Annotated in this window: 17 protein-coding genes; 11 read left to right on the top strand and 6 right to left on the bottom strand. The window is 73.8% G+C overall.

Annotation, left to right across the window (positions count from 1 at the left end):
• Positions 1-27: 27 nt before the first annotated feature.
• Positions 28-495 carry a GNAT family N-acetyltransferase gene (locus tag ACYVO2_RS05065; RefSeq protein ID WP_461006362.1) on the top strand — a complete coding sequence of 156 codons (468 nt, stop codon included), beginning with the start codon at positions 28-30 and terminating at the stop codon, positions 493-495.
• A gap of 2 nt (positions 496-497) precedes the next feature.
• On the opposite strand, the gene ACYVO2_RS05060 is transcribed toward ACYVO2_RS05065, so the two are convergent.
• Both ACYVO2_RS05060 and ACYVO2_RS05055 read right to left on the bottom strand, forming a co-directional pair.
• The gene (locus ACYVO2_RS05060) at positions 498-1,196 is read right to left on the bottom strand and encodes a response regulator (RefSeq protein ID WP_461006361.1); all 699 of its coding nucleotides are present in this window, start codon (positions 1,194-1,196) and stop codon (positions 498-500) included.
• Positions 1,193-2,473: a sensor histidine kinase gene (locus tag ACYVO2_RS05055; RefSeq protein ID WP_461006360.1), complete on the bottom strand. Its 1,281-nt coding sequence runs from the start codon at positions 2,471-2,473 to the stop codon at positions 1,193-1,195. The genes ACYVO2_RS05060 and ACYVO2_RS05055 overlap by 4 nt, the downstream gene beginning before the upstream one ends.
• Before the next feature lie 220 nt (positions 2,474-2,693).
• Here ACYVO2_RS05055 and ACYVO2_RS05050 point away from each other — a divergent pair, with 220 nt between their 5' ends.
• On the top strand, positions 2,694-3,386 hold the full coding sequence (locus tag ACYVO2_RS05050; protein WP_461006359.1) for an ABC transporter ATP-binding protein: 693 nt from the start codon (positions 2,694-2,696) through the stop codon (positions 3,384-3,386).
• Positions 3,383-5,749, top strand: a complete 2,367-nt coding sequence (locus ACYVO2_RS05045) for an ABC transporter permease (protein ID WP_461006358.1) — start codon at positions 3,383-3,385, stop codon at positions 5,747-5,749. Before ACYVO2_RS05050 ends, ACYVO2_RS05045 begins: the two co-directional genes overlap by 4 nt.
• 58 nt (positions 5,750-5,807) lie before the next feature.
• Here ACYVO2_RS05045 and ACYVO2_RS05040 read toward each other — a convergent pair whose 3' ends face one another.
• From ACYVO2_RS05040 to ACYVO2_RS05030, 3 genes are all read right to left on the bottom strand, one after another.
• Positions 5,808-6,287, bottom strand: coding sequence for a hypothetical protein (locus tag ACYVO2_RS05040; RefSeq protein WP_461006357.1), 480 nt, complete (start codon positions 6,285-6,287; stop codon positions 5,808-5,810).
• A 448-nt stretch (positions 6,288-6,735) separates the two neighbouring features.
• A complete protein-coding gene (locus ACYVO2_RS05035) occupies positions 6,736-7,203 on the bottom strand; it encodes a hypothetical protein (protein WP_461006356.1) in 468 nt (155 codons plus the stop codon).
• 623 nt (positions 7,204-7,826) lie between these two features.
• Positions 7,827-8,366, bottom strand: coding sequence for a peptidase inhibitor family I36 protein (locus tag ACYVO2_RS05030; RefSeq protein WP_461006355.1), 540 nt, complete (start codon positions 8,364-8,366; stop codon positions 7,827-7,829).
• A 261-nt stretch (positions 8,367-8,627) separates the two neighbouring features.
• Between ACYVO2_RS05030 and ACYVO2_RS05025 the strand changes: the two genes are divergently transcribed.
• The 4 genes from ACYVO2_RS05025 (at position 8,628) to ACYVO2_RS05010 (ending at position 11,956) form a co-directional block, all read left to right on the top strand.
• Positions 8,628-9,692 carry a helix-turn-helix domain-containing protein gene (locus tag ACYVO2_RS05025; protein WP_461006354.1) on the top strand — a complete coding sequence of 355 codons (1,065 nt, stop codon included), beginning with the start codon at positions 8,628-8,630 and terminating at the stop codon, positions 9,690-9,692.
• A gap of 393 nt (positions 9,693-10,085) precedes the next feature.
• Complete coding sequence (locus ACYVO2_RS05020) at positions 10,086-10,418, top strand: hypothetical protein (RefSeq protein WP_461006353.1); 333 nt, start codon at positions 10,086-10,088, stop codon at positions 10,416-10,418.
• 108 nt (positions 10,419-10,526) lie between these two features.
• The gene (locus ACYVO2_RS05015; RefSeq protein ID WP_461006352.1) at positions 10,527-11,285 is read left to right on the top strand and encodes a hypothetical protein; all 759 of its coding nucleotides are present in this window, start codon (positions 10,527-10,529) and stop codon (positions 11,283-11,285) included.
• A gap of 128 nt (positions 11,286-11,413) precedes the next feature.
• A complete protein-coding gene (locus tag ACYVO2_RS05010) occupies positions 11,414-11,956 on the top strand; it encodes a GNAT family N-acetyltransferase (RefSeq protein ID WP_461006522.1) in 543 nt (180 codons plus the stop codon).
• Here the strand turns inward: ACYVO2_RS05010 and ACYVO2_RS05005 are convergent.
• Positions 11,940-12,857, bottom strand: a complete 918-nt coding sequence (locus ACYVO2_RS05005; protein WP_461006351.1) for an arylamine N-acetyltransferase family protein — start codon at positions 12,855-12,857, stop codon at positions 11,940-11,942. The genes ACYVO2_RS05010 and ACYVO2_RS05005 overlap by 17 nt on opposite strands.
• 280 nt (positions 12,858-13,137) lie before the next feature.
• On the opposite strand from ACYVO2_RS05005, the gene ACYVO2_RS05000 reads away from it, so the two are divergent.
• The 4 genes from ACYVO2_RS05000 (at position 13,138) to ACYVO2_RS04985 (ending at position 15,957) form a co-directional block, all read left to right on the top strand.
• Positions 13,138-13,980 carry a methyltransferase domain-containing protein gene (locus ACYVO2_RS05000; protein WP_461006350.1) on the top strand — a complete coding sequence of 281 codons (843 nt, stop codon included), beginning with the start codon at positions 13,138-13,140 and terminating at the stop codon, positions 13,978-13,980.
• A gap of 187 nt (positions 13,981-14,167) precedes the next feature.
• Positions 14,168-14,785 (top strand): LysE family translocator, encoded by a 618-nt coding sequence (locus ACYVO2_RS04995; protein WP_461006349.1) that lies wholly within the window; start codon positions 14,168-14,170, stop codon positions 14,783-14,785.
• 27 nt (positions 14,786-14,812) lie between these two features.
• The gene (locus ACYVO2_RS04990) at positions 14,813-15,529 is read left to right on the top strand and encodes an MOSC domain-containing protein (protein WP_461006348.1); all 717 of its coding nucleotides are present in this window, start codon (positions 14,813-14,815) and stop codon (positions 15,527-15,529) included.
• An 86-nt stretch (positions 15,530-15,615) separates the two neighbouring features.
• Entirely contained in the window at positions 15,616-15,957 is a 342-nt protein-coding gene (locus tag ACYVO2_RS04985) for a hypothetical protein (protein ID WP_461006347.1), read from the top strand.
• The last annotated feature ends 1 nt before the right edge of the window (position 15,958 follow it).

The raw sequence follows: 15,958 nt of genomic DNA, 5'->3' as shown, positions 1-15,958 counted from the left end.
GCAGGGGCCACGGGATAGTCTCCCGCGGTGACCTCACCCGAGCGGCCCCTTGTCGCCCCTGACTTCGACGTGCCGCCCCCGCCCGCCACCGACCGGTTCCGCCTGGAGCCGCTCGGCCCTCGGCACAATGCCGCCGACCACGCGGCCTGGACCTCCAGCATCGACCACATCCGGGCCACCCCCGGCTTCGCCGACCGCTCCTGGCCGCCGCCGGAGGGCATGACGCCGGAGGCCAACCTCGACGACCTGCGCAAGCACGCGGAGGACTTCGACCGACGCGTGGGCTTCACCTACACCGTCCTCTCGGTGCCGGAGGGGGACGTCATCGGCTGCGTCTACATCTACGGGTCACGCGACGAGCCCGGTGTCGTCGACGTGCGCTCCTGGGTCCGTGCGGACCACGCCTGCCTCGATGCCGAGCTCCACCGCGTGGTCAGCGACTGGCTGGCTCGCCAGTGGCCCTTCGAGCGGGTGGCATACGCGCCTCGCTGCTGAGGTCATTCCGGCGGGTGGGGCGGGGCGCCGCCTCCCGGGGCCATCAGGCCCGTCTCGTACGCGAGTACGACGGCTTGGACGCGGTCGCGCAGGTCCAGTTTCGACAGGATGCGGCTGATGTGGGTCTTGACCGTGGTCGGGCTGAGGAACAGGCGGTCGGCGAGCTCGGCGTTGCTGAGGCCCGTCGCGAGCAGGCGGAGCACCTCCAGTTCCCGCGGGGTCAGGTCGGACAGATCGCGGTGCGAGGTCGGCGTCCGCGGTTCGGCGCGGTGGGTGAAGCGCTCGATCAGGCGGCGGGTGATCGCGGGCGCGAGCAGGGCGTCGCCTGACCGCACCAGGCGCACGGCGGCGACCAGTTGTTCGGGGCTGACGTCCTTGAGCAGGAAGCCGCTGGCGCCCGCGGTGAGCGCGGCGTAGACGTAGTGGTCGAGGTCGTAGGTGGTCAGGATGATCACCCGGGTGCCGTGCGGGCCGCCGTCGGCGAGGATCCGCCTGGTCGCCTCGATGCCGTCCATCCGCGGCATCCGGATGTCCATGAGCACGACGTCGGGCCGCGTGCGGCGGACCGCGGCGACGGCCTCGGCGCCGTCGGCGGCCTCGGCCGCCACCTCGATCCCGTCGGCGGCGAGGATCATCCCGAAGCCCGTCCGCACCAGCGCCTGGTCGTCGGCGACGACGGTGCGCAGCGGCGGCGGGCTCACGCGGCCCGCCAGGGGATCCGGGCCGTGATCCGGTAGCCGCCGGAGAGGGTGGGCCCGGCCGTCAGCTCTCCGCCGTAGACCGCCAGCCGCTCGCGCAGGCCGATCAGGCCGCGGCCGTTGCCCTCCGCCGCCGGGGCGTCGCGCACGCCGCCGGTGTCGGTGACCTCGATCGCCAGCCAGTCACCGGCGCAGCCGACCGCGACGGAGGCATCGGCGCCGGGCGCGTGCTTGATCGTGTTGGTCAGCGCCTCCTGGACGACGCGGTACGCCGCGAGGTCCACCCCGGGCGGCAGCGGCTCCGGCGGCAGCGCCACCGTGACGCGTACCGGTGTCCCGGCGGCGCGCACCCGCTCGACCAGGGTGTCGAGCTGCCGGAGTCCCGGCTGGGGCTCGAGGCCGTCGGGACGCTCGTTGTCCGGGGCGGCGAGCAGGCCCATCACATGGCGCAGTTCGGCCATGGCGGCGCGTCCTCCCGCTTCGACCGCGAGCAGCGCCTGCTTCGACCGCTCGGGCGCCGCGTCCATCACCTTGCGCGCCGCGCCCGCCTGGATCACCATCACGCTCACATTGTGGGTCACGATGTCGTGCAGTTCGGCGGCGATCCGGGAGCGCTCCTCCGCCACGGCCCTGCGGGTGGCCTCCTCCTGGGCCCGCTTCAGCCGGGCGTACCGCTCCCGGCCCGCGGCCAGTTGCCGCCGCCAGATCCGGAGCAGGCTGGCCAGCACCCCGGCGATCAGCAGCACGAAGGCCGGGCTCGACCAGCCCGGCAGGATGGGTTCGGTGTCCCGGAACGCCAGGCCGGCCAGCACGGCGGCGACGCCAAGCGCGGCCGTCGCGCGTATCTGGTGACGGCTGTGGACGACGGCCCCGCAGGCACCGATGACGCAGGTCACCACGCTCATCCAGGTGGCGTCGTCGCCCATGGCCAGCGTCGCGCCCATCACCACCGCGAACGCCGCCAGCGGATACCGGCGCCGGGCCGCCAGCGGCAGCGCCGAGAGCACGACGAGCGGCCAGGCCGCCGCCGATCCCTCGCCCTCCGACACCTCCGGGCCCGGCGGGGGCGGCGGCGGGGGCGGGAAGGGAGCGTCGTGCTTGACGTTGACCGGTCCGCTGTCCGGGTAGTGCACCGCCACGATCAGCGCGACGGCGGTCAGTACCACCGCCAGCACCACGTCGGCGCGCACCGCCGTGCGCGACAGCGGGGCGGGCCGCGCCTCCGGGTGCAGCGCGTCGCGCAGTTGCTGACGCCATACGCGCAGGTCATCCGTTTCCACCGGCTCATTGTGCGGTCCGCCCGTCCCGGCCCGCATCAGCCTGCGCGACCCGAGGCACCGTCCGCCGGGAGTACATCGCGGGGATGACCCCGCGGCCGGTCCTCCGCGGGAAGGGCCGGATGTCGGTGCCGGGGCGGACGTGCCCGGGCGGCGGCCGCGCTTACGTTCGCTGCCAGTCGGCCCTCGGGCCCCTCCCGACAAGCGAAGGACGGACCGTCCCATGACCCAGGTGATCGAACTGGAGGGCGTGACCAAGCGGTACGGCGGCGCCGCCGCGCCCGCGCTCGGACCGCTCACGCTCACCGTCCCGCAGGGCGAGGCGCTCGCCGTGACGGGCCCTTCCGGCAGCGGCAAGTCCACGCTGCTGAACCTCGTCGCCGGGCTGGACAAGCCGGCCGAAGGCGCCGTGACCGTGGCCGGGGAGCGGATCGACCGGCTGAGCGAGCACGCGCTGGCCCGGTTCCGCCGCGAGCGGATCGGCATGGTCTTCCAGTTCTTCAACCTGCTCGACGACCTCACCGTCGCCGACAACATCCAACTGCCCGCCCAGTTGACCGGCACCCCGCGGCGGAAGGCCGCGGCCCGCGCCGGGGAGCTCATGGAGGCGCTGGGCATCACCCGGCACGCCCGCGCGTATCCGGGCCGGCTGTCCGGCGGCGAACGCCAGCGGGTCGCCGTCGCCCGGGCGCTGGTCAACCGGCCCGCGCTGCTGCTCGCCGACGAGCCGACCGGCGCCCTCGACACCGCCTCGGGCCACGACGTACGGGACCTGCTGGTGGAGCTGCACCGCGGCGGGCAGACCATCGTGCTGGTCACGCATGACCCGGCGCTGGCCGAGGCGTGCGCGAGCCGCGGGATCCACCTGGTCGACGGCCGTCTCGCCCGCGACACCCACGCGGAGGCCGTCCGATGAGCCGCTTCGGCACCGGCGCGCTCGGCCGGGTCGTGCGCTCCGGGGTGGGCAGGCGACGGGTGCAGACGGTGGTGATCGCCCTCGCCGCGATGATGGCCGTGGCGTCGGCCGTGGTCGCCGGATCGCTCATGGTCGCCGCGGACGCGCCGTTCGACCACGCCTTCGCCGAGCAGCGCGGAGCCCACATCACGGCGCAGTTCGACCCGGCCAGGGCGAGCGCGGCGGACCTCGAGGCCACCGGGCGGCTGGCCGGCGTCACGGCGAGCGCGGGACCGTACCCCTCGACGATCATCCGCCCGGTGGATCCGCACGGCGGGCACCTGCCGGGCCTGACCCTGGTCGGCCGGCCGGCTCCGCGGGGCGAGGTGGACGACCTGGACCTGAAGTCCGGGCGCTGGGCGGCGAAGCCGGGCGAGGTCGTGCTCTCCGCGTCGTTCGCCGGACCCGCCCTCCGGGTCGGCTCCGCCCTGAAGGTCTCGGACGCCGCGGACAGCCCGAGCCTGACGGTCGTCGGCTTCGCCTCGTCGGCCACCGGGACCGCCGACGCCTGGGCGGCCCCCGGGCAGGTCACGGCGCTGGCGTCGAAGGACGGCCCGGTCACGAGCCAGATGCTCTACCGCCTGGACTCCGCGGGGACGAAGGAGCGGATCACCGCCGGCCGGGAGAAGCTCTCCGCCGCCGTGCCGTCCGGCGCGCTGCTGGGCACCGAGTCCTGGCTGGACGCCAAGCGCGCCGCCGACGAGGGCGCGGCGCCGACGATCCCGTTCCTGCTCGCGTTCGGCGTGCTCGGCATCGTCATGTCGGTGATCATCGTCGGCAGTGTGATCAGCGGCGCGGTCGGTACCAGCCTGCGCAGGATCGGCATCCTCAAGGCCATCGGCTTCACCCCGCGCGAGGTCGTACGCGCCCATGTGGCCCAGGCGCTGATCCCGGCCGCGGCCGGCGTCGCGCTGGGGGTGGTGCTGGGCAACCTGCTGGCGGCGCCGCTGCTGGCGGACACCGAGTCGGTGTACGGGACCGCTTCGCTCTCGGTGGCCTGGTGGGTGGACGCCGTGGTGGCGGGCGGCGCGCTGCTCACCGTCGGGACCGCGGCGCTGATCCCCGCGCTGCGGGCCGGCAGGCTGCGCACCGTCGAGGCCATCGCCGTCGGCCGGGCACCCCGCACGGGGCGCGGCCAGTGGGCGCACCGGGCGGCGGGACGGCTGCCGCTGCCGCGGTCGGTGACCTACGGCCTCGCGATCCCGTTCGCGCACCCGGTCCGGGCGCTCGCGATGCTCCTGGCGGTGGTCTTCGGCACGGTCGCGGCGACCTTCTCGCTGGGGCTCACCTCGTCCCTGAACGCGGTCGGCGACGCGCAGGACCCGGAGGAGCGCGCCGCCGTCACCGCCACCGTCGCCGCGCCGGACGTCAACGCCGGACCCCGCCCCCCGGGGAACGCCCCGCGGCCCCCGTCGGCCGACCCGGCGAAGGTGCGCGCCGCCGTCGAGGCGCAGCCGGGCACCGCCTCGTACTACGGCAAGGCCCAGGAGGACGCCACCGTGGCCGGGGTCACCGACCCGGTGCGGGCCAGCCTGTACCAGGGCGATTCACGGTCCGGCGGCTACGCGATGATCTCCGGGCACTGGCTCGACGGCACCGGCCAGGTCGTGGTGCCCTCGCGCTTCCTGGAGAGGACCGGCACCAGGGTCGGTGACACGGTGCGGGTGGCCCTGCGCGGGGACACCAGGACCCTGCGGATCGTCGGCGAGGCCTTCGACACGTCGGACGAGCTGGAGATCCACGCGGACCTCGCCGACTTCCCCGCGGTGCAGCCCCGCGTCTACCTCATCGATCCGGAGTCGGGCGTCTCCCCCGCCGAGTACGCCGAAGGGCTCGCCGCCGCGGTGCGGCCGCTGGGGGGCCACGTCATGGCGAACTCCTCCTCGGAGTCGGGGAACACCATCCTCATCCTGGAGGCGATGGCGGCGCTGCTCACCCTCATGCTGGTCTCCGTGGCGGGCCTCGGCGTGCTCAACTCCGTTGTCCTCGACACCCGGGAACGCGTCCGCGACCTGGGCGTGTGCAAGGCGCTCGGCATGTCGCCACGGCAGACCGTGGGCCTGGTGCTCGCCTCGGTGGCGGGGATCGGCGTGCTCGGCGGGCTGATCGGCGTACCGTCCGGGTACGCGCTGCACGGCCGTGTGCTGCCCGAGATGGGGCACGCGGTGGGCACCGAGCTGCCGCCCTCGGTGCTGGAGGTGTACGACGCTCCGCAACTGGTGCTGCTCGCGGTGGCCGGGACGGCGATCGCGCTCCTGGGCGCGCTGCTCCCGGCAAGCTGGGCGGCCGGGACCCGCACGGCCACGGCGCTGCGGACGGAGTGACCACCGGCCCGGCGGCGCCGGCCGCCGCCCGAGTGGGTTCCCCGGAGGAGGCGGGACGTCAGTCCCCGCTCGCCCCGGACAGCGCGTCGGTGATGACGCGGGTGGCGAAGTCGGGGTCGCCGGTGAGGCGGTTGATGTGCTCGGCGAGCAGGAAGGCGGTGGCTTCCAGGGGGGTCATCTCGTCCTCGGTCCAGTAACCGTACTGCTTGCGCCACAGGCCGGGACTCAGGCCGGTGCCCGCGGCGACGAGCAGGCCGGCCATGGTGGGGACGGCCTCGGGGCGGACGCTGTTGGGCATCATGCGCAGCGTGGCCACGATGTTGGGCACCACGCACGCGATGACGTCCTTGTCGTGGCTCTCGTAGGCCATGCGCAGCCACTGCACGTACATGTAGATCAGGGTGCACACGCCGTCCAGCACGTCGTCGACTCCCCCGGGGCCCAGGGAGGCGGCGACCTGGTCGCTCAACGCCTGCTGGTCGGGGTCGGGGGCGGTCTTGCCGTCGTGGACGGCTTTCAGCCGGGAATCGATCATCATGAGCGCCGCGCTCACATCGCCGGCGGGAGCGTGCCGGGGGTCGCAGGGTGATGGCACGGGGGTTCCTCTCTCTCGACCTGACCACGGGGGGGCAGCGCGGTGTGCCCGACAGTAGACCGCGGAGGAGGCAGGGATGCGGCGAATCCCGGTGAATGACTCTTGTGAGAGGGGAAGGGCTGCTATCGGCGGGAGTTGCCCGATCGTGGCCCGGCTCCGGGACAACGGCGACCGCGAGCGGGCCGGTGGGCGCGGCGCCGGGTCGGGCCGATGAGTGCTCAGGTCCGGGCTCGGGGGCACGTCGGGCGAGTGACGACGTTGGGACAGCGGGAGCAGGCGCGACGGAACACCCGGCCCCGGTCGGACCGGCCCGGGGACGCCGGCGCCGGCCCGGGCCTGCCCAAACCCGGGCCCGCGCACGGCCGACGCCGTGGATGTCGCGCGCCCGGTCTCAAGCCGCGCCGGGCAGCAGTTCCCCCCGGGCGGTCGTGAACAGTTGTCGCTGCCGTGCCAGCCGCTCCGGGGTGGCCTCCGTATCCACCAGCAGTTGGTAGACGTATCCCGCCTGCCCGGCGACGAACAGCTCCAGGCGTTTTCGGGGAGCGCTCTGGCCCTCGTAGTGGTAGTCGATCTCCAGCCACAACGCCTTCTCGCCACGGTGCCGGGCAGGGTGGGCGCTCACGTCCAAGTCGGCCATGGAGGACTGCGCGGCGTCGCGATACCAGGCCAGTTGTCCTTCCGCCGCCTGTGCCGGGGTGGGCCCGTAGGCGTTGTCGCGCTTGACGCTGAGGTCGTGGCGGCCGTCCGGGGAACGCCAGGTGCTCTGGATGGAGTTCTTCACCCTGCGCGACCAGCCGTCGGGGACGGCGAAGGACACGGCGAGGTCGGGCTCGGCGATCCGGCGCCACCCTTCGGGCACGGAGGGCGGCGCCTGCACGGTCGAGGCGGGCGGCGGGGTCGGCGGGCGCGTCGGCGGGGCGGACGAGGCGGGCGGCGGTGTACGGCCCTCCGACGTGGTCGCGGACGCCTCACGGATGAGGCCCGGTGCGCCTCCCGGCGTCCGGCCGAACGGGGAGCCGCCACCGAGCCGATGCGCCGCCCTGTGGAGCCAGCCGGTGCCGGAGGTGCGGGCGTCCCGCCTCCCTGGCCACCGGAATGCTCCAATCCCACCCACGAGGCGCCGTTCATCGCTCCCACCCCGCACCTCCCCCGGCATCGCACAACTTCGGACAACTCGACGAGAGGGGCGAGGCGGCCCCCGTCCCGTCCTCTCCCCCCACCCGTCAAGGAATTTCAGCGGCCGGACGCCGGCCCGGAACCCGGCGGCGGAGCAGGCCGCTCCCTGGCGGCCGCCTGACGACAGGCCCTAGGGGCTGTCGTCACATCCCCGTCGTCGCCCGGAGGGCGGCCTCGCGGCGTCTGGTGCGTGCTCTCGGCGTGCCGGGCGGAAGTCCTCGTACCGGGTCGTACTCGGGCTTTCGCCCGGTGCGGCGAGAGTGCGTGCCAGGCGTCGCGGGGCAGACGGGGATTTGACGACAGGCCCTAGCAGGGGCTGAGCCAGTGGACCCATCCCCACGGCGCCGCCCGGTCCTCGCTGTAACCGCCCGGCGAGGTCCAGCCGACGTTGCCGTTGACGTCGTAGAACCTGGCGTACAGGGTGGACCGCTGGTTGTTGATCCACGAGCCCGTTCCGGCCCAGATGATGGGATTCCGCCGATCGCAGGTGAACAGGAACAGGGCGTCGCCCGTGAAGTCCGGATCGCTGTACGCGCACACGTAGGTGTAGGGGCAGGACAGGGCCGCACCTCCGACCTCGCTCGTGGACAGGTCGCGAGCCCGCTTCTCCCCGGGCAGCGCGAGCAGCAGCACGCCCCCGTCCTCGAGGGCGATTTCGTTGACGGCCACTTGGATCCCGGGTGTCCTGGCGAGGTAGGCGTCGGCCCGCTGCTGGAGGCGCGCCGCCTCGGGGCCGCTCAGCCCGAGGGCTTCGGCCTGTGCCGAGAACCCGGGGCGAGTGCTGCCGGCGCCGGAGGAGGCGGCCGTCGCGGCCGCCGCGTTCACACCCACCAGGAGGGTCGTCACCAGCGCGATGACAACCTTTCCCAGCGCTGTCGACAGGAGTGCCGAGCGTTTCGTCACCGAGTCACCTCTCATGTCTGGGGTCCGCCCGCATCCACGAGGCCGCGGACGGCACTGCTGAGACTGTGCCGGGCGCGACCCCTCGCTGTCGTTGGCGCAGAGCGCGGAGTCCCTGTACATCCAGCGCGACAGCGGCACGGCCCGCCCGCTCGTTGACCGGGGATGGCCTGTCCCCGGGCGCCGCCCGCGGGCATCATCGGTCATGTGTCCATCTCGAGCGGCCCTCGCCCGCGTCCGGACCGGCGGACCGGCGCGCACGGCCCGGTGGTGTCGGTGTCCACGGACGCGGTGCCCGAAGGGGACCGCTTCGCTTGGTGGGGCGGGCTCACGGAGCACGACGTCATGCAGACCGCGATGACCAGCGCCCACGCGGCCCGGTTCCGCGGGCGGGTCAAGTCCGTGGAGCTGTCCGCGACCAGGGTCGCCGCGCTCGCGTTCTCCCCGCTGTCAGCCCGCCGGGGACCCGCCCACATCCGGCGCCAGGATCCGGAGGACTACTTCCTGGTCCTGGTTCGCGGCACCCCGATCAAGGTGGAGCAGTCCCGGAGCACCGCCTGCATCGCCGCCGGCGGCATGGCGCTGTTCGACACCTCCCACCCCCTGGCCGCCGAGTTCGTCGACCAGGGCCGACAGACCCGGTTGACCCTGCTGCGGCTGCCCAGAGCCACCCTGCCGCTGCCGTCCGACCGCACCGACCGCCTGCTGGGCCGCCCTCTCACCGCCCGCTCCCCGGCCGGGGCGCTGCTCGGCCACTTCCTGGCCGGCCTGCCGGACAGCGCCGCCGACGCCGACCCCGCGGAGCTGCACCGGATGGGCGCCATCGGCATCGACCTGGCCGCCACGTTCCTCGCGATCCTGACCGGCAGCGACGACCACCTGCCCGTCGAGACCCGCGAGCGGGCACTGCTGGCCCGCATCGACGCGTTCATCGACCACAACCTGGGCGACCCCGACCTGCGGCCGGGTACCGTCGCGGCCCACCACCACATCTCCGTGCGCACCCTGCACCAACTGTTCCGGCAGCAGCCGGAGACGGTCGCCGCCACCATCCGGCGACGACGTCTGGAACGGTGCCGGGCCGACCTCGCCGATCCGCGGCTGACGCACCGAACCATCAGCGAGACCGCCCTGCGGTGGGGCTTCCGCCACCCCGCGGACTTCAGCCGCGCCTTCCGCGCCGCCTACGGCACGGCACCGGGCGACCTCCGACACAAGCTCCCGAGTACCCCCCGCCCGGTCGGCGGCACTCCACCCGCCCTCAACCCCTGACGCAACCGGAGCGCGGAACCCCAGCGGTCCGATCGGCCAACGATCGCCGCGAGCGGGGAATCGCGGGTGGAGAGCAGATCGTCGAAGTGACGGTGGGGTCCGACGGGTGGGCGAGGGCAGCTCCGACCGCGCGGGTCGGGCCTCGTGGCGCTGGGACCACGGCCCAGCCGTGGCAGGGACGGCAGAGAGCGGCAAGGAGTACGGACCGGCCGAGGAAGGCCCGGCTGCCCGAAGGCGGAGCGGAGCCGGACGGCGCGGCCGCGGCGGACGGGCACCGGGCGGGCGCGGGAGGCAGCGGAACGGGCAGACGGGCGGTACTGCGCGAACGCGCCGCGGCCGTACCGCGCTCGTCGGCCTCGACGGACAGTCCAGCCGCCCCTCACCGACGAAGCCGTGCAGGAGGCGGAGCGGGCGCTCGGTGCGGCGCTCCCGTCCGCCATGCTCGACCTTGTTCGTGTCCGGAACGGTGGTGTCGTCTCCGCTGGACTCAACACCCATCCCACCGACCGGTCCACTTCGTGGAGCGAGGACCACGTGCCGTTCCCCGATCTCATGGGCATCGGGCGACGTGAGCGGATGACCTCTCTGCTCGACACGACACCCCTTACCTGGTCGAAGCTCGACACGGAACTCGCCTCGGCCGGTGGCTTCCCCACCTTCGTGGCGGGCCTCACCGCGTGCGCCTGCGACGGCGATCCTGACGGCGACGCATGGGCTCGATGTTGAGGGAGGGAACCCGACAGCGACGGGAGTCTGGCGAGTTGTCCGCTTTTCGCGTGCGCGCTGGATAACATCCGCCCAGCAACACACTCGGGATCAGGAGCGTGAGCAGCCATGGCCGACGAGTCCGAAGCCACCCCCATCCACACCAGGTACGCCCAACAGCTCGCCGACGACCTGCAACGGAACCGACAGCAGCAGGCGGAGCTCCAGGGACGGCTGGAGCAGTTGAAGGTCGAGGAGGAGTGGCTGTCCCGCATGAAGGATTCCCTGCCGGCGGCTTCCCCCATTGCCGCCGAGGCCGGCGAGACGGGTGTTCCGCAGCCGCGGCAGGAGAGCAGCGGCCGCCGGGCGTCGACGGCGAAGCGGCGAGCGGGGCAGAACCCGGGCAGGTCCAAGCCCGCCGGCGACAAGGCGGCCGCGAAGAGGGCCACCGGCGCCAAGTCCCGGAAGACGTCCGCCACGGACGGCACGAGCAGGACGCCCACGAAGACGGCGGCGGCCGCCGACACCACGGGGAGGGAGCGCGCGGAACCGACGCTGCGTCAGTTGGTCGAGGACATCCTCAGCGGGCACGCGGGCGAGCCCGTCATGGTCAGCGAGGTCCACGCCGAGCTGGAGGCGTCTCATCCCGAGCGGGCGAAGTCCGGCCAGGTGACCCGCAGCACCCTGGAGGCGCTGGCGAAGAAGGGTCGCATCGAGAAGAGCACCCAGCAAGGGTCGGTGATGTACACCAAGCCGAAGCCGAAGCCGGACGCCGCGCCCCGGCGGGAGTCGGCGGCTGCCGGGGCTGACGAGGGCGCCGCGGGGAGCGGCACGGCCGTCACGGAGGCGGCGGGTGATGAAGCCGGGAAGGTGCCCACGCGCATCTGACTCGCGGCGCCGAGCCTGAAGCCATCCGGGCGTGGACGCGCGCCACCCGGGTCCTGGGGTGCGGGGTGCTGCCGCGCCGGCTGCCACCCGGGGGATCGGAGAGCCCACGCGTGATCGAGAATGATGGGATGGTCACGCTTGAGACTCCCCGTTTGATCCTGCGTCGCTGGCGCGAGGAAGACGTCGCGCCCATGGCCGCCGTCAATGCCGACCCCGAGGTCATGCGGTGGATCCGGGACGGCGGCGTCCTCGACGAACAGCAGACCCGCGGCAAGGTCCAGGCATGGGAGAGCGAGTGGGAGTCACAGGGCTTCGGCCTGTTCGCCGTGGAGCTCCGGTCCACCGGCGAGCTGGCCGGGTTCACCGGCCTCTCGGTGCCCCACTACTTGCCGGAGGTGATGCCGGCGGTCGAGGTCGGCTGGCGGCTCGGACGCTCCCACTGGGGGCAGGGCCTGGCCACCGAGGCCGCCGTGGCGGCCGTGCGGTTCGCCTTCGAGGAGCGAGGGCTGGAGCGGATCGTCAGCATCGCTCAAGTGGGCAACGACGCCTCCGAACGGATCATGACCAAACTGGGGATGCGTCCGGTCCGTGAGACCGTCAATCCCACCTACGGTCGGCGGGTACGGGTGTTCGAGTTGTTGTCGGACCAGTACGTCACGACCACGCGTTGACGGCGCACTCGGCCGCGGGACGCGGTCCGGGCGGGCGGCCGGTGCGCCGGTCCGTCGCTGTCGCGGGCTGCCCCGCGGCCTCCCACTCCTGGTGCGCGGTGTGGACGCGGTGCCACAGGGCCGCACGCGCGGGGGCGTCGACGTCGGTCAGGTTCAGGTGGAACACGTCGGCCAGCACGTCGTACCAGTCGCCGGCCGAGTCGATGGTCCGCTCGTGCGTGCCTGCGGCGTCGATCCGGCGCAGCACACAGCCGCGCAGCATGTCCACGCCCTCGGCGTCGCGGAGCTGGGCTTGGAGGACCCGGACGAATCCGGAGTCGGGGGAAGTGGACAGCCGGTGGTGCTCCGCGGCGAAGGAGGACAGCTCCACGGGCTCCGGCGCGAAGACCATCGCCGTGAAGGCGCCGCGGGGGTCATGGGTGAACCGCCAGCCGCCGGGCACCACCGCCGACGGGGCCATCGCGTAGGTGAACGGCCCCTGGGTGTAGGTGCCTTCGCGCAGCGGCAGCGGCTCGTGCATTCCGCCGGCGAGCCCGGTGTCGACCAGCCACCGCTCGCCGTCGAGCCCCACGGTGAGCGCGAGATGGTCGCCGCCCGGGCCGTCGGGGTCCTCGACCTCGTCCTGCACCCCGGCCCGGTGCAGGGTCACGTCGTAGCCGAGGGCCGTCAGCAGGGCGGCGAAGGCCCCGTTGAGGTGGAAGCAGTAGCCGCCGCGCCCGCGCAGGATCCGGGCCACGGATTCCTCGGCGCCGATGCCCGTCGGCCGTCCCAGTTGGTTGTCGAGGGTCTCGTAGGCGACCCGTTCCACCTGCGCCCGGTGCAGTGCCCACAGCGCCTCGGCGGTCGGGGCCGCCGGCCGGGCCACCCCCAGCACGGCCAGATATCCGTCGACGTCGATCATGCTTCCCCTCACCGTTCGAACGAATGACCAGCCTAGGGCCTGTCGCCGGTACCGCCCCGTCCTGCGCACCGCCCCCGGCTCCGGGCGAGCTCCTCCGCGGGCCGCCGCGCACGACCGTCGTGAGCGCCCCGGGGACCAGTCACGGCTGCCCTTCGACCCGCGGCTTCCAGGTGGCGGAGCTCACCGCACCGCACGGTACGAAGGTGCGCGCCCGCGCGCGGCGCGGCAGGTGGCCCATAATCCGGTGCGGGTGCCAGGGGTGTCTGGCATCCTCCTGGGCATGTCCAGGTTCGAGGAACTGCTCGCCGAGGGTGCGGCCGTGCCCACCGAGGGCTGGGACTTCTCGTGGTTCGCCGGCCGCGCCACCGAGCAGCGTCCCTCCTGGGGGTACGCGGGGCTGCTGGCCCGCCGGATGGCCGCGGCCGCGGCGGCGCTCGACATCCAGACCGGTGGCGGGGAGGTGCTGGCCTCCGTCCCGGCCGCTCCGCCCGTGCTGGCCGTGACGGAGTCGTGGCCGCCGAACGCGGCGATCGCCCGGCGCAACCTGGCGAAGTTCGGCGCCACCGTCGTCGAGGTCGACGACCGGGCCGACCTGCCCTTCCCGTCCGGTCACTTCGACCTGGTGGTCAGCCGGCACCCCGTGGTCACGCGCTGGGACGAGGTCCGCCGGGTGCTGCGGCCGGGCGGCACCTACCTCGCCCAGCACGTGGGCTCCGGCTCGGTGCGCGAGCTGACCGAGTACCTGATGGGGCCGCGGCCGGCGTCCGCCCACTCCTCCCCTGGGCCGTTCGCGATCACCGCCGGGGTCAGCCCGGTGACGGCCGCGGCCACCGCGGAAGCGGCCGGCCTCGAGGTCGTCGACGTGCGCCAGGAAGCGCTGCGGATGGAGTTCCACGACATCGCCGCCGTGGTCCACTTCCTGCGCAAGGTGATCTGGATCGTGCCGGGCTTCACGGTGGACGCCTACCGCGACCGGCTGGCGGAGCTGCACGACTTCATGGAGCGGCACGGCCCCTTCGTGGCCCACTCCCAGCGCTTCCTCATCGAAGCCCGCGGCCCCTCCGGCGCCGCGGACCGCGGACCGGCCCCGGAGGTGGGGCGGGTCGGCGACCGCGGGCGATGACGGCGGCGACGCGGACCGGGGCGCCGCATCGCCGACCCCGCCGGGGCGGCCTGCCGGTGGACACCCCGGCGGCGGCCCGGTGCGGGCGAGCTGCTCGTGGCCGGCCTGGAGTCGCCGGGGAGGAGGGTGGTCGGTCGTGATCGTTGTCACACCCGGGATGTGATCGTTCCGCAGCAGACTGTCCTCCATGTGGACGCAGACAGCCGCGGCGGCCGGAGTGCTCGCCGTGTTGACCGTGGTGCCGGGGCCGGACATGGCCGTGGTCACCAAGCGCGCGCTCGCCTCCGGCAGGGCGCAGGCCCTGCGTACCGCCGCCGGTATCACCACGGGGCTGCTGGTGTGGGGGGTGTTCACCGTCGTCGGGCTCGCGGCGGTCCTCGCGGCCTCGGCGGAGGCCTACTTCGTCCTCAAGATCCTCGGTGCCGCGTACCTGGCTTTCCTCGGCGTGCAGGCCCTGTGGCGCAGCCGCCGCTCCGCGCCGAGGACCGCCGAGCCGACGGCCACCGGATCCGGGCGCGCGTACCTGACGGGTGTGACCACCAACGTCCTCAATCCGAAGATCGCCGTGTTCTACACCGGTCTGCTGCCGACCCTGGCCCCGGACGCGCTGCCCACGGCGGTCGGCATGGGACTGCTGGTCCTGCTGCACGCGGCACTGACCCTGAGCTGGCTCAGCGGATACGTCCACCTGCTCTCCAGGGCTCGCTCGGTCTTCGAACGGCCCCGTGTCCGGCGCCTGCTGGACCGGGTGACGGGCGTGGTGCTCGTCGGCTTCGGGGCGCGGGTCGCCGCGGAAGCCCGCTGAACCACGTCGCAGGAGGGACGGACCACGATGGGCACGGTGCTCGGCACGATCGAACGGATCTGGCGGTATCCGATCAAGTCCACCGGCGGTGAGCCGCTTGCGGAGGTCGCCGTCGACGCCCGGGGCCTGGTCGGCGACCGGCTCTACGCGGTGCGGGACGCCGAGGGGAAGTTCGGCTCGGGCAAGAACACGCGCAGGTTCCGACGCATGCCGGGGCTGCTGCACCTGCGGTCCCGGTACCCCGGGGGATCCGTCGCGAAGCCACCCGAGCTGCTGGACCCGGACGGCGTGCCGGCACCCGACCCCTCCGCCTACGTGCGGCGCTACCTGGGCCGTGACGACGTGGAAGTGGCCCGCGAGGGCACGGTCTCGCACTTCGACCAGCTCCCCCTCAGCCTCCTGACCACCGCCACCCTCGACTGGGTGCGCGCGGCGGTTCCCGGCGTGCCCGTCGACGAGCGCCGGTTCCGGCCCAACCTGCTGGTGCGGACACCGCCGGGCACACCTCCGTTCGTGGAGGACGAGTGGTTCGGCAGCACCGCCCGCATCGGCGCCACCGTGCGCGTGAGGTTCGAGCGCTCCAGCGAGCGGTGCGTAATGACCAACGAGGCCCAGCAGGACCTGCCGCACTCCCCGCTGATCCTGCGAGCCGTCGCGCAGGCACACGACATGCGGCTGGACGCGCTGGCCACGGTCGCAGAGCCCGGACGTGTGCGGCTCGGGGACACCGTCGCGCTGACCTGACCTGACCTGACCCGATCCGGGACGCCGAGCCCTGACCGGCCCGCCGCCACACCGGGGGACACCGCCGCGGACCGGCGCCGCCTGGTGTGGCGTTTCAGCGCCGGGACCGGGGCGGCTCCGGTCGGATCAAGATCCGGACCGTCCCGCTCACCTTCGGCGGGGAGGACGCGTTCGCTCTCGCGGCCGGCGAGGAGGGAGTGAGCGACCCGGTGGTCGGCGGGGTGTCCGCCGGGGACGAGTTCGCCCTCAGCCTCTGCTTCCCGCACGACACCGGGCTCGCGACCTTCTCCCTGATCGCTTCGGAGACCGGCTTCGTCGCCCCCGCCGACCTGACCGCGGCCTCCGCCCTGAACGGTGCCGAGGAGCTGGTGCACCTCAACGACGAGGGGCGGGAGCGATGGCCGCCGCGGTCGATCTGTCGTGCCTGAG

Source organism: Streptomyces capparidis (assembly GCF_054782095.1).
Note: the sequence above shows the minus strand (reverse complement) of the source record. Positions and strands in the feature narration are given on the sequence as shown.